11 protein-coding genes are annotated in these 12,079 nt (G+C 65.7%); 3 read left to right on the top strand and 8 right to left on the bottom strand.

Going from position 1 to position 12,079, the window contains the following annotated elements; translation table 11 throughout:
- Nucleotides 1-141: 141 nt before the first annotated feature.
- Together ACFPOU_RS07195 and ACFPOU_RS07190 are read left to right on the top strand one after the other, a co-directional pair.
- Nucleotides 142-1,587 carry a S41 family peptidase gene (locus ACFPOU_RS07195; RefSeq protein WP_379718776.1) on the top strand — a complete coding sequence of 482 codons (1,446 nt, stop codon included), beginning with the start codon at nucleotides 142-144 and terminating at the stop codon, nucleotides 1,585-1,587.
- 129 nt (nucleotides 1,588-1,716) lie between these two features.
- Nucleotides 1,717-2,838 carry a beta-ketoacyl-ACP synthase III gene (locus ACFPOU_RS07190; protein ID WP_379718773.1) on the top strand — a complete coding sequence of 374 codons (1,122 nt, stop codon included), beginning with the start codon at nucleotides 1,717-1,719 and terminating at the stop codon, nucleotides 2,836-2,838.
- Between the two features lie 31 nt (nucleotides 2,839-2,869).
- On the opposite strand, the gene ACFPOU_RS07185 is transcribed toward ACFPOU_RS07190, so the two are convergent.
- The 8 genes from ACFPOU_RS07185 to ACFPOU_RS07150 form a co-directional block, all read right to left on the bottom strand.
- Complete coding sequence (locus ACFPOU_RS07185; RefSeq protein WP_379718770.1) at nucleotides 2,870-4,900, bottom strand: oxidoreductase; 2,031 nt, start codon at nucleotides 4,898-4,900, stop codon at nucleotides 2,870-2,872.
- 65 nt (nucleotides 4,901-4,965) lie between these two features.
- On the bottom strand, nucleotides 4,966-5,421 hold the full coding sequence (locus ACFPOU_RS07180) for a hypothetical protein (RefSeq protein WP_379718767.1): 456 nt from the start codon (nucleotides 5,419-5,421) through the stop codon (nucleotides 4,966-4,968).
- 28 nt (nucleotides 5,422-5,449) lie between these two features.
- Nucleotides 5,450-5,908, bottom strand: coding sequence for a DUF2721 domain-containing protein (locus ACFPOU_RS07175; RefSeq protein WP_379718764.1), 459 nt, complete (start codon nucleotides 5,906-5,908; stop codon nucleotides 5,450-5,452).
- A 68-nt stretch (nucleotides 5,909-5,976) separates the two neighbouring features.
- Nucleotides 5,977-6,933: a prolyl aminopeptidase gene (gene pip, locus ACFPOU_RS07170; protein WP_379718761.1), complete on the bottom strand. Its 957-nt coding sequence runs from the start codon at nucleotides 6,931-6,933 to the stop codon at nucleotides 5,977-5,979.
- A 51-nt stretch (nucleotides 6,934-6,984) separates the two neighbouring features.
- Nucleotides 6,985-8,301 carry an amino acid deaminase gene (locus tag ACFPOU_RS07165; RefSeq protein ID WP_379718758.1) on the bottom strand — a complete coding sequence of 439 codons (1,317 nt, stop codon included), beginning with the start codon at nucleotides 8,299-8,301 and terminating at the stop codon, nucleotides 6,985-6,987.
- Between the two features lie 11 nt (nucleotides 8,302-8,312).
- Nucleotides 8,313-8,717, bottom strand: a complete 405-nt coding sequence (locus ACFPOU_RS07160) for a DUF2750 domain-containing protein (RefSeq protein WP_379718755.1) — start codon at nucleotides 8,715-8,717, stop codon at nucleotides 8,313-8,315.
- A 186-nt stretch (nucleotides 8,718-8,903) separates the two neighbouring features.
- Nucleotides 8,904-9,644, bottom strand: coding sequence for a beta-ketoacyl-ACP reductase (phbB, locus tag ACFPOU_RS07155; RefSeq protein ID WP_379718752.1), 741 nt, complete (start codon nucleotides 9,642-9,644; stop codon nucleotides 8,904-8,906).
- Nucleotides 9,645-9,738: 94 nt separating this feature from the next.
- Nucleotides 9,739-10,917, bottom strand: a complete 1,179-nt coding sequence (locus ACFPOU_RS07150) for an acetyl-CoA C-acetyltransferase (protein WP_379718749.1) — start codon at nucleotides 10,915-10,917, stop codon at nucleotides 9,739-9,741.
- A gap of 358 nt (nucleotides 10,918-11,275) precedes the next feature.
- On the opposite strand from ACFPOU_RS07150, the gene minC reads away from it, so the two are divergent.
- Nucleotides 11,276-12,055 carry a septum site-determining protein MinC gene (gene minC, locus ACFPOU_RS07145; RefSeq protein WP_379718746.1) on the top strand — a complete coding sequence of 260 codons (780 nt, stop codon included), beginning with the start codon at nucleotides 11,276-11,278 and terminating at the stop codon, nucleotides 12,053-12,055.
- Nucleotides 12,056-12,079: the final 24 nt, after the last annotated feature.

Below are 12,079 nucleotides of genomic sequence, written 5' to 3'. Positions count from 1 at the left end.
GCGTGCCAACTGCGGGCGCTGCGAACGGCGCCTGGCGCCGGTTTGCGCGGGCGCCAACCGGACCGGACGCGATTCGGGTTTATACTGGAGGCGCGCTATCTCATGCGTGCCAGTGCCTTTTATTTGCCACCGTCAACACCTATGGGCTCCACTCTCAAACATGCCGGCTTGCTTGCGGTCGGCCTCGCCGCCGGCGCCGCCGCCACGATGCAATTTTCCGCACTGGCCTATAAACCGGTCGAACCGAGCATGCCGCTCGACCAGTTGCAGCAGCTGGCAAGGGTGGTGGAAGTGATCCGCTCCGATTACGTCGAGCCGGTCGAAGGCGGCAAGCTGCTTACCGACGCCATTTCCGGCATGGTCGACTCGCTCGATCCGCACTCGGCCTACCTCGACCCGGCCGCCTTTCGCGAACTGCGCGAAGGCACCGAGGGCAAGTTCGTGGGACTGGGCATCGAGATCGGCGAGAGCGACGACGGCTATGTCGAAATCGTCACGCCCATGGAAGACTCGCCGGCCGAACGCGCCGGCATCCAGGCGGGCGACCTGATCACCCGCATCAACGGCGCCGACGTGCGCGGCCTGGGCCTGGAAGAAGCGGTCAAGCGCATGCGCGGCACGCCCGGCAGCCGCGTCACGCTCACCATCGCGCGCCAGAACGTGCCCCAGCCGCTGGTATTGACGGTGGAACGCCAGGAAATCGTGCAGAAAAGCGTCAAGGCCAGGATCGTCGAGCCCGGCTACGGCTGGCTGCGTATTGCCCAGTTCCAGGAACCGACGCTCGACGACATGGCCGACAAACTGGCCGAGCTGGCGCGCAGGGAGCCGCGGCTGAAAGGCCTGGTGCTCGACCTGCGCAACGATCCGGGCGGCCTGCTGCAAGGCGCGATCGGCGTGGCCGCCGCCTTCCTGCCGGCAGGCGCGGAAATCGTTTCCACCAATGGCCAGCTGCTCGAATCGCGCCAGCGTTTCTATGGCCGCCCCGAACACTACATGCTGCGCAGCGGACGCGATCCGCTGACGGTCGTGCCGGCCGCCTTCAAACAGCTGCCGCTGGTAGTGCTGGTCAACACCGGCTCGGCATCGGCTTCCGAGATCGTCGCCGGCGCCTTGCAAGACCACAAGCGCGCGGCCATCGTCGGCACGCCGACCTTTGGCAAGGGCTCGGTACAGACGATCCGCCCGATCGGGCGCGACGCCGCCGTGAAACTGACGACGGCGCGCTATTTCACGCCGAACGGGCGCTCGATCCAGGCGCGCGGGATCGTGCCCGATTTCGCCGTCGACGAGAATGCCGAAAACGACGGCCTGAACGCGCTGCGCCTGCGCGAAGCCGACCTCGACCACCACCTGTCGGGCGACGGCGGCGCCGAAACCACGACGCGTCCGGACGATATCGAAGAACAGATGGCCCTGCTGGAGGCGGCGCGCGAGCGCCGGCCGCTGGCCTACGGCAGCGCCGCCGACTTCCAGCTGGCGCAGGCGCTCAAGCACCTGAAGGGCCAGCCGATGCAGTTGTCGAAGCGGCCGACCGGCACCACGCTGGCGCGCCGCCAGGCACCGAACGACGTGCTCGACCAAAAATAAGTGTGAATTCTGGCAAGCAGAACCAGGGCTCCCGATGATCTTCCCGACAATTCCCAGGCGCTGGTTGATTGTGTAGAATCGCCGTCATTCACACGGGAAGCTCCCGTTATCTCCTTTGAAAGTCCCACCATGAAACCAGTCGTCATTAGCGGCACCGGCCTGTTTACGCCCCCGTATTCCATCTCGAACGACGAGCTGGTGACGGCCTTCAATGCCTATGTCGCGCTGCACAACGCGGACAACGCGGCGGCCATCGCCGAAGGCACGGTCACGGCACTGGAACCCTCGAGCAGCGGCTTCATCGAAAAAGCCTCGGGCATCAAGTCGCGCTATGTGATGGAAAAGGAAGGCATCCTCGACCCGAGCCGCATGAGCTCGCGCATCGCCGAGCGCGGCGACGACGAACTGTCGCTGCAAGCGGAGATGTGCGTGGCCGCCGCGAACGACGCCTTGCGGCGCGCCGGACGCGTGGCCGCCGACATCGACATGGTGCTGGTTGCCGCCTCGAACATGCAGCGCGCCTACCCGGCGATGGCGGTCGAAGTGCAGGAAGCGCTCGGCATCGAGGGCTTCGGTTTCGACATGAACGTGGCCTGCTCGTCGGCCACCTTCGGCATCCAGACCGCGATGGCGGCCGTGCAGACCGGCCAGGCGCGCGCGGTGCTGGTGCTGAATCCGGAAATCACCAGCGGCCACCTGAACTTCCGCGACCGCGACAGCCATTTCATTTTCGGCGACGCCTGCACCGCCATCGTCGTCGAAGCGGCCGATACGGCCGTGAGCGAACACCAGTTCGAGATCCTCGAATCGAAGCTGAAGACGAAATTTTCGAACAATATCCGCAACAACTTCGGCTTCCTGAACCGTTTCGATGAAAACGGCGTCGGCAAGGCCGACAAGCTGTTCCGCCAGCAGGGCCGCAAGGTGTTCAAGGAAGTGTGCCCGATGGCCGCCGAGATGATCCGCGACACGGTGCAGGCGGCCGGCCTGGAGATTGCGCAGGTGTCGCGCTACTGGCTGCACCAGGCAAACCTGAACATGAACCTGCTGATCGCGCGTACCCTGCTCGGGCGCGATGCCGAGCCGAAGGAGGCGCCGGTGATCCTCGATACCTATGCCAATACCTCGTCGGCCGGCTCGATCATCGCGTTTCACCTGAACCAGGACGATTTGCCGCAGGGCGCGCATGGCGTGATCTGCTCGTTCGGCGCGGGGTATTCGATCGGGTGCGTGGTGGTGCGCAAGAAGTAAGCGACGGCGCCCGGACGACGGCGCGCGCCGGCTACAAGCGCGCTGCCAGTGCCGCCCCTTCCCGGATCGCCCGCTTCGCATCGAGCTCCGCCGCCAGCGCCGCCCCGCCGATCTTGTGGAACGCGGTCGCCGATGACGCCTCGCCCGCCGTCAGCTCGTCCAGGCTCTCCTGCCCCGCGCAGATCACCACGTTGTCCACTGCGAGCAGCCGCTGCTCGCCCCCCACCGTGATATGCAAGCCCGCATCGTCGATGCGGTCATACCGCACCCCCGCCAGCATCTGCACGCCGCCGCGCGCGAGCGCCGCGCGGTGCACCCAGCCCGAGGTCTTGCCCAGGCCCGCGCCCGGGCGCGTGCTCTTGCGCTGCAACAGGTACAGCTGGCGATACGGACGGGCCGGCACCGGCTTGACCAGGCCGCCTTCGACCGTCGCCTCCAGGTCGACGCCCCACTCCCCGGCCCAGGCCGCGATCGGCTGCGGCAGGGGGTGAGACGGGTCGTGCAGCAGGAATTCGCCGGTATCGAAGCCGATGCCGCCGGCGCCGATGATCGCCACCCGCCTGCCGACCGGCGCCTTGTCGCGCAAGACCTGCAAATACGACAACACCTTCGGATGATCGATGCCGGGAATGGCCGGCATGCGCATGCGCACCCCGGTGGCGACGATGACGTCATCGAAACATGCCGCCAGCAATTCGGCGCGCGTCACGCGGCGGTTCAGTTCTACCCGCACGCCGGTCGTTTCCAGCTGGCGCGCGAAATAGCGCACGGTCTCCCTGAATTCCTCCTTGCCAGGTACCTGCATGGCGATGTTGAACTGGCCGCCGACCTCGTTCGCGGCGTCGAACAGGGTCACCGCATGCCCGCGCCCGGCCGCCACGGTCGCCGCCGACAGCCCGGCCGGTCCCGCGCCGACCACGGCGATCTTGCGTGGCTTGTCCGTTTTCGTGTAATTGAGCTCGGTCTCGTGGCAGGCGCGCGGATTGACCAGGCAGCTGGCGCGCCTGTTCGAGAAGGTGTGGTCCAGGCAGGCCTGGTTGCAGCCGATGCAGGTGTTGATCTCGTCGACCCGGCCGGCGGCCGCTTTCGCGACGAAGGCGGCGTCGGCCAGGAAGGGACGCGCCATCGATACCATGTCGGCGTCGCCGCGCGCGAGCACTTCCTCGGCCTGCATCGGCATGTTGATGCGGTTCGAGGCGACCACGGGAATGTTCACTTCGCGGCGCAGGCGTCCGGCGACGCTGGCAAAGGCGGCGCGCGGGACCGAGGTGACGATCGTCGGCACCCGCGCCTCGTGCCAGCCGTAGCCCGTGTTCAGGATGGTCACGCCGGCCGCTTCCAGGGCGCGCGCCACCGCCACCACTTCTTCCCAGGTATTGCCGCCTTCGACCAGGTCCAGCACCGAATGGCGGTACATCAGGATGAAGTCGGGGCCGACGGCTTGCCGGATGCCGCGCACGACCTCGAGCGCCAGGCGCATGCGGTTTTCGATCGGGCCGCCCCAGCGGTCGAGGCGGCGATTGACGCGCGCGCACAGGAACTGGTTCAGCAGGTAACCCTCGCTGCCCATCACCTCGACGCCGTCGTAGCCGGCCAGTTTCGCCAGCCTGGCGCAGCGCGCGTAGGCGCGGATGGTCGCGGCGATGCCGCGTTCGGTGAGCGCGCGCGGCGTGAAGGGCGAAATGGGCGATTTGACGGCGCTGGCCGAGACGACGAAGGGTTGATAGCCGTAGCGGCCCGCGTGCAGGATCTGCATCAGGATCTTGCCGCCCTCCGCGTGCACGGCGCGCGTGACGCGCCGGTGGTTCAAGACGTCGCCGATCCAATTCATGGTGCCGCCCAGCGGCAGCAGCCAGCCCTGGCGGTTCGGAGAAATGCCGCCGGTGACGATCAGCCCGACGCCGCCGGCCGCGCGTTCGCGATAAAAGGCGGCCAGTTTGCCGTAGTGATAGAAACGGTCTTCGAGCCCGGTGTGCATCGAGCCCATGATCACGCGGTTTTTCAGCGTCGTGAAACCGAGATCGAGCGGGGCGAGGAGATGGGGGTAGGCGGTGTTTGTCATCCCGGCATTACACCGCGAATCCGTGGAGCGGTGGTTCTAAACGTGCAAGCACCGCCACGCCGGCATCACACCAGGTGGCTCTCCGGCGCGCGCAATTCCGCGAACTGCTCGATGCTGCCGATTTTCACCGTCACCGGATGCAGGCTGGCGCCCGGCGACAGCGAGCGCCAGGCGAACTTCCATTCCTGCTCGCGCGCTTCGGCACCGCTCTTGCTGAAGGCGGCGCCCAGCGGCGAGCGGCTGCCGTAGGCGACGGCGCCGTCGATGCCGGCCCAGTTCGGCAGGGCGCGCTGGACGGCGCGGTGCAGGCGTTCGCCGAACTCTTCGCTGTTGTGGATGACGAGGCAGCAGTCGGCCGGTCCCAGCACCTCGAACAGGCTTTTGTTCCAGGCCTGGGAAAAGGACAGGGTCAGGAAGCCGCCGACAGGCAGCAGGCGGAACTGGCCGGCTTTCAATGCCTGCTCGAGCTCGTCGCGCATGCCGTAGCGGTGCAAAGTGGGGGGGCGCTGGTAGTCGTGCATGGGGTACTCGATTCGATAGGAGGATGCGTCATCCGGTGCGGCGCTCGCCGCTTGCGAGGCTGACGTCGTGGCGCATGCGCATGAAGCGCGATGAAATGAAGATCTCGCGCAGGAAAAAGACGAAGCTGAAGATCAGGCCGAACATCGCCAGCACGAAGGAGGCGGCGATGTACCGGTCCAGCTTGATATTCGCGCTATCGCCGAGAAACAGCATCGCGATCACGAGGCAGACCAGGAAACCGCAGGCGGTGCTCGAGGTGATGGCGTAGTTGATCAGGTGCGAGCGGGTGTACAGGGTTCCGAGTTCTTCGGTGTACTCGTCGTTCGGACCGATGCGCAGGCGGTCCTCGAGCACGCGGGTGCGGTCGATGATGCGCCCGAGCCGGTTGGTCAGCACTGTCAGCTTGGTCGCCACGCCCGTCAACAGGAAGACGGGGGCGATCGCCAGCTGGATCATGTGGCCGATGTCGCTAATCTGGATATTCATGAAAACACGTTTATTGGCATTGTGGGTGTGTCAGGCGTAGTGTAGCAGCCGCGTCGGGCTTAACCGGCTCAATCGAAGCGGCCGTGGCGCTTGAACTGTTCGGTCGCGCCGACCAGCGCGCGCGCGATGCCCATCTCGAGCGCGCCGTGGCCGGCGTCCGGGATCATGCGCATTGTCGAATCCGGCCAGGCCGCATGCAGGCGGTACGCCGACAGCGGCGGGCAGATCACGTCGTAGCGGCCTTGCACGATGACGGCCGGCAGATGGGCGATGCGGCCGATGTCGCGTACCAGCTGGTCTTCTTCGAGGAAGGCGCCGTTGGCCATGTAGTGCGCTTCCAGGCGGCCCACGCCCAGGTCGAGCGTGTCGGAAGGCTGCTCTTCTTCCTGCGGCAGCAGGAACACGCGCCGGCCTTCGAAGCGGCTCCAGGCGCGCGCGGCCGGCCAGTACAGGGAGGGATCGTCGCACAGCAGGCGCCGCGCATAGGCGTTCAGCAAATCGGCCCGCTCCTCCAGCGGAATCGGGGCGATGAATTCCGCGTAGAGTTCCGGATAAAACCATTGCACGCCGTGCAGGAACCAGTCGACTTCGGCTTTGGTGCAGAGAAAAATCCCGCGCAGCACGAAACCGAGGCAGCGCTCGGGATGGGCCTGGCCGTAGGCCAGCGCCAGGGTCGAGCCCCAGGAGCCGCCGAACACCAGCCAGCGGGAAATGCCGAACATGACGCGCAAGCGTTCGATGTCCTCGACCAGGATCGGGGTCGTGTTGTCGCGCCATTCGCCCAGCGGAGTCGACTTGCCGGCGCCGCGCTGGTCGAACAGGATCACGCGGTAGGCATGCGGATCGAAGAAGCGCCGGTGCTGCGGGGACAGGCCGGCGCCCGGGCCGCCGTGCAGGAACAGCACCGGAATGCCATTCGGATTGCCCACCTCTTCCCAGTAGAGCGTGTGCAGCGCGTCGACGGCCAGCATCCCGTGGCGGGTCGGTTGGATCGGCGGGAACAGCGATGGCGGGGTGGCGGGCATGGCGGCTCTCTTGAAGGTCGAGCAAGGATTGTAGCCTACCGATACGCCGTTTCAGAAGAGCGTATTGTAGACTCCGCGCACGTGATAATCGTCGTCCACACCCAGCAGCAGCCGCCACTTGTCGAAGGTGGTGCACGGGTGGGAAATGCCGCAAGCGACCAGGTCGCCGACGGCCAGTTCGCTGCACAAGGGATGGCCGTCGGGCAGGCGCAGGTAGGCGTGCTGGTCGTTCAGCTTGACGATGAGGGACTGCGCCGGCAGCGCGTGCGGCATGCCGGGACCGGGCCGGTGGTAGAACAGGGGGCGCGGCAGGTCGGCATCATGGGAAACGTCGCGCTTGCCCATGGTCAGAATGGCCAGCGTCGGCTCCGGGCGCGACTGCACCATCGACCACACCTCGAGGGCCGGGCGCAAGCCGTCGGATTCGCCCTCGCGCTCGTTGAGCTCGCCGATCATGCGTTCATAGGTGCCGTGGTCGCTGGTCAGGTAGCAGCCGCTGCGCAGCACCGCGCGCAGCGGGCGCGACAGCCCGGAGACCTCCTGGAAACCACGCGCGACGAGGTCGAAGTAGGTGGAACCGCCGGCCGTGAGCACGATCTCGGCGCCGGCAAACAAGCCTTCGTCGTCGGCCGTACGCACCAGTGCCACCAGGTGCGCGAGGAAGGCGCCGACGGCCGCAAGGTCGGCGCCGCGGTCCTCGGTCACCAGCAATCCTTCGTAGCCCTCGAAGCCGGCCAGTGTCAACCCTGGCGCGGTGGCGATCGCGCGCGCGACCGTCAGCGCCGCCTCCAGGGTGCGGCAGCCGGCGCGTTTTCCTGCGAGACCGAGTTCGACCAGCACCGGCAAGGGGCGCGCCAAAGGCTGGCAAGCCACGGCCTCGGCCAGGCGCGCCACGCCCGTCATGGAATCGGCCAGCACGATGCACTCGAAGTCCGGATCGCCGCGCAGCAGCGCCAGCACGGCCTTGACATCGCTGGGCGCGACCAGCTGGTTGGCCAGCAGCACGCGGCGCACGCCGAAGCGGTGCGCGACCTGGATCTGGTGCGCATTGGCCAGGGTGATGGCCCAGGCGCCGTTGGCCAGCTGGGCGCCGAACAATTGCGGACTCATGGTCGTTTTGCCGTGCGGCGCCAGAGTGACCCCGTAGCGCGCGCAAAAGCGCCGCATCCAGTCCAGGTTATGGCGCAGGGCGGATGTTTTCAGTACCGCTACCGGGAAGCTGGTATCGGCATGCAGGATGTTCCAGCCTTGTACGCCGATCGCGCCCTGGCGCAGCGCTTCGGTGAGCGGCAAGCCCTTGATGCCGGGCTGCAGCAATTGTTCATCGAGGGACGCCAGCGCCAGGCCGTCGTACGGGAGGGTGTGCATGGCGTGATGCCTTATTCGACAGGGTCATGGGGCAAGGCGGCGCGCTGGCGCAGCCGCTTGTTCAAGTCGCACCGCAACTGGGCGTGCGAGGGCGTGAGCCCGTATTCGTCGGGCGTGCAGGTAATGCCCGGCAGGATGCCGTCGGCTTCGAGCTGGGGCAGCAATTCATCAACCAGTTCCTGTAAACGAAATTCCTGCGGCACATAGCCTTCCCATTCGAGCACGGCGCATTGCTGCGCCAGCTCGCTCGTGGGCCACAGCGGGAACACGAGGGCGCCGTCGCCGGCCTTGCCGATGGCCCAGCCGTCCTGCACCAGGCCCCAGACCCGGCCGGTATCGGCCACGCGCCGGATAAAATGGTCGTAGCGCAACGCTTTGGGAACGGCGAGCACGTCTGCCCGGGCATCGGTGGTCATGGTTTTCAGGGAAGTGGCTTCTGCGCACAGGATACAAAAAAAGCAGCGAACGGGCCGTGCGCTTGGCGCGCCGTCGCCGCCGCGCCGCGCCGCGCAAAAAAAAAGCACCGCCGCGGCGGTGCTTGCAGTCTTCTTGTTATGCAAGCGCTTGTTGTTCAAACCGCGCTTTCCAACGCACATCAACAATTAGTACATATGCTGGCCGCCATTGATGGCGATGTTGGCGCCGGTGACGAAGGCCGCTTCGTCCGAGGACAGGTAAGCGACCAGGCCGGCAACTTCTTCCGGTTTGCCGAGGCGGCCCATCGGGATTTGCGGAATAATTTTACTTTCCAGCACGTCGCTCGGGATGTCCATCACCATCTTGGTGCCGATATAGCCGGGCGAAATGGTGTTGACGGTCACGCCCTTGCGCGCCACTTCCAGCGCCAGCGCCTTGGTGAAGCCGTGCATGCCGGCTTTCGCGGCGGAGTAGTTGGTCTGGCCGAAGGCGCCCTTCTGGCCGTTGACGGACGAGATGTTGATGATCCGGCCCCAGCCGCGCTCGACCATGCCATCGCAGACCGGCTTGGTCATGTTGAACACGGAGTCGAGGTTGGTCTTGATGACGGCGTCCCAGTTCACCTTGTCCATCTTCTTGAAGGTCATGTCGCGCGTGATGCCGGCGTTGTTGACCAGCACGTCGACCGGACCGACCTCCTGTTCGACCCGCTTGACACAGGCCTGGGCCGAATCGTAGTCCGCCACATCGCATGGATACGCCTTGAAGTCCAAGCCTTGCTCGCGCATCGAGGCCAGCCAGCTCTCGGCCTTGGTGTTGCCTGGCGAATAAGTCGTGACGACCTTGTAGCCCAGTGCCGCCAGCTTGATGCATACGGCTTCGCCGAGACCGCCCATACCGCCAGTTACCAATGCTACTCGTGCCATTGTCTTCTCCTGTTATTTTGTCCGACTCGGAGGGTCCGCTTAACGTGTCGTCAAACAGTTTCTCGTGACCCTTTCAAAAAAACCGCAAATCCGCTCAGTCGCGTTCGACCGCCAGCGCCACACCCATGCCGCCGCCGATGCACAGGCTGGCCAGGCCGCGCTTGGCGTCACGGCGGACCATTTCGTGCAGCAGCGTCACCAGCACGCGCGCGCCGGAAGCGCCGATCGGGTGGCCGAGGGCGATGGCGCCGCCGTTGACGTTGATCTTCGACGTATCCCAGCCCATTTCCTTGTTCACCGCCACGGCTTGCGCGGCAAAGGCTTCGTTGATTTCCATCAGCTCGACCTGGTCATGGGTCCAGCCGGCCTTTTGCAGGCACAGGCGCGAGGCCGATACCGGGCCCATGCCCATGATGGTCGGGTCCAGGCCCGAGGACGAATACGCCTTGATGCGGGCGATGGGCGTCAGGCCCAGTTCGCGCGCCTTCGAGGCGCTCATCATGATCACGGCGGCGGCGCCGTCGTTCAGGCCGGAAGCATTGCCGGCGGTCACCGTGCCTTCCTTGTTGAAGGCCGGCCGCAGGCTCGACAGCGCCTCGATGGTGCTGCCCGCTTTCGGATACTCGTCGGTATCGAACACGACGGTGCCCTTTTTCGAGGCGATCTCGATCGGGATAATCTCGTCCTTGAATCTGCCGGCCGCCTGGGCCGCCTCGGCCTTGAGCTGCGAGTTGAGCGCGAACTCGTCCTGCTCGGCACGCGAGATCTCGTACTTGCGCGCCACGTTCTCGGCCGTGACGCCCATGTGGTACTGGTTGTAGACGTCCCACAGGCCGTCGACGATCATGGTGTCGACCAGTTTGGCGTCGCCCATGCGGAAACCGTCGCGCGAGCCGTTGAGCACGTGCGGCGAGGCACTCATGTTTTCCTGGCCGCCGGCGATGACGATGCTGGCGTCGCCGCAGCGGATCGCCTGGGTGGCGAGGTGGGTGGCCTTCAGGCCGCTGCCGCAGACCTTGTTGATGGTGTAGGCAGGCACCATGTCGGGCAGGCCGGCCTTGATGACGGCCTGACGCGCGGGGTTCTGGCCGGCGCCGGCGGTCAACACCTGGCCCATGATGACTTCGCTGACGGTGGCCGGGTCGATGCCGGTTTTCGCCAGCAGCTGGCGGATGACCTGCGCGCCGAGTTCGGCGGCGGGAACCTTGGCGAGCGACCCGCCGAATTTGCCGACCGCGGTGCGGCCGGCGGCTACGATGACGACGTCTTCCATTATTGTCTCCGGTTCTGGCTGGGCCAGGATTGAGGGGCAGCGATACGCTCCGTCTGCTCTGTAGCGATGGCATATGTACCTAGATACGATGCACGGCTGCCGATGCGGCCTGGCGGAAACCTCGAATGGTAGGTTTCACAACCACGTTTACGTTTGAGCGAAGTCAATCTTATCAGCTTATTCACAGAAAACAACCAGTAAAGCCGATAGGTCGAGAATAGGTTTTCGTAAGGTGATTTTCGGCAAAATATGGAAGGTCCCCCGGCCCTCAGTTGCCCTATGGAATGATAGGGGAAATGCTGCCCTTTTCAGCAAATTTCACAGTAGAATGCACGGGCTAATCCAACCCGAACCGTTTATGTCGAAAAGCCCGTCCAGCCTGCCCATCGAAATCAAGATTTCCACGGTCGTCGCCATCTCGGCGATCCTGCACTCCAGCGACCCGATTGCGATCGATGCGGCCCTCAAGCAAATGACCGGCGGCGTGTCGGACTTTTTCGAAGACGAATTCGCGGTGATCGACGTCGGCGCCCTGCGCCCCGAACCGACTTATATCGACTGGCGCGCGCTGGTCGACCTGTTGAAAAAATACCGCTTGAACGCGGTTGCCGTGCGCGGCGCGACGGCGCAGATGCAGGAAGCGATCAAGGCGCGCGGCCTGGCGCTCGACGACGGCGCCGGCGCCGGCCGTGCGCGCGAAGACGTGGCCGCGGCGACCGCCGCCAGCGCCGCGGTCGCGCCGGTCGCGGCTCCCGCGCCGCAAGCGGCGCCGCCGCAGACCGTGGCGCTGCCGGCCATGATCGTCGACACGCCGGTGCGCGCCGGCCAGCGTGTGTATGCGCGCGGCTGCGACCTGATCGTCACGGCCTCGGTCAACAATGGCGCCGAAATCATTGCCGACGGCAGCATCCATGCGTACGCGCCGATGCACGGGCGCGCGCTGGCGGGTGCTTCCGGAAATGCCGATTCGCGTATTTTCGGCCTGGCGCTGCAGCCGGAACTGGTGTCGATCGCGGGCGTATACCGCACCTTCGACGAGGGTTTCCCGGCCGAGCTTGCACGCCAGCCGGCACAAATTCGCCTGGTCGGCGACCGGATCGATATATCATCGCTGACTCCGGCATCGTCGCGCGCATAAGCGGGCACTTACCAGATACTGTAA

Source organism: Massilia jejuensis, from assembly GCF_042656795.1.
GTDB classification, from domain to species: Bacteria; Pseudomonadota; Gammaproteobacteria; order Burkholderiales; family Burkholderiaceae_D; genus Telluria; species Telluria jejuensis.
This window is presented reverse-complemented; position numbering and strand designations above follow the sequence as displayed.

What these genes read in the sequence shown, in the direction of transcription:
- ACFPOU_RS07195 (WP_379718776.1), top strand. Translation starts at nt 142, where the DNA reads ATGGGCTCCACTCTCAAACATGCCGGCTTGCTTGCGGTCGGCCTCGCC.
- ACFPOU_RS07190 (WP_379718773.1), top strand. Translation starts at nt 1,717, where the DNA reads ATGAAACCAGTCGTCATTAGCGGCACCGGCCTGTTTACGCCCCCGTAT.
- ACFPOU_RS07185 (WP_379718770.1), bottom strand. Translation starts at nt 4,900, where the DNA reads ATGACAAACACCGCCTACCCCCATCTCCTCGCCCCGCTCGATCTCGGT.
- ACFPOU_RS07180 (WP_379718767.1), bottom strand. Translation starts at nt 5,421, where the DNA reads ATGCACGACTACCAGCGCCCCCCCACTTTGCACCGCTACGGCATGCGC.
- ACFPOU_RS07175 (WP_379718764.1), bottom strand. Translation starts at nt 5,908, where the DNA reads ATGAATATCCAGATTAGCGACATCGGCCACATGATCCAGCTGGCGATC.
- pip (WP_379718761.1), bottom strand. Translation starts at nt 6,933, where the DNA reads ATGCCCGCCACCCCGCCATCGCTGTTCCCGCCGATCCAACCGACCCGC.
- ACFPOU_RS07165 (WP_379718758.1), bottom strand. Translation starts at nt 8,301, where the DNA reads ATGCACACCCTCCCGTACGACGGCCTGGCGCTGGCGTCCCTCGATGAA.
- ACFPOU_RS07160 (WP_379718755.1), bottom strand. Translation starts at nt 8,717, where the DNA reads ATGACCACCGATGCCCGGGCAGACGTGCTCGCCGTTCCCAAAGCGTTG.
- phbB (WP_379718752.1), bottom strand. Translation starts at nt 9,644, where the DNA reads ATGGCACGAGTAGCATTGGTAACTGGCGGTATGGGCGGTCTCGGCGAA.
- ACFPOU_RS07150 (WP_379718749.1), bottom strand. Translation starts at nt 10,917, where the DNA reads ATGGAAGACGTCGTCATCGTAGCCGCCGGCCGCACCGCGGTCGGCAAA.
- minC (WP_379718746.1), top strand. Translation starts at nt 11,276, where the DNA reads ATGTCGAAAAGCCCGTCCAGCCTGCCCATCGAAATCAAGATTTCCACG.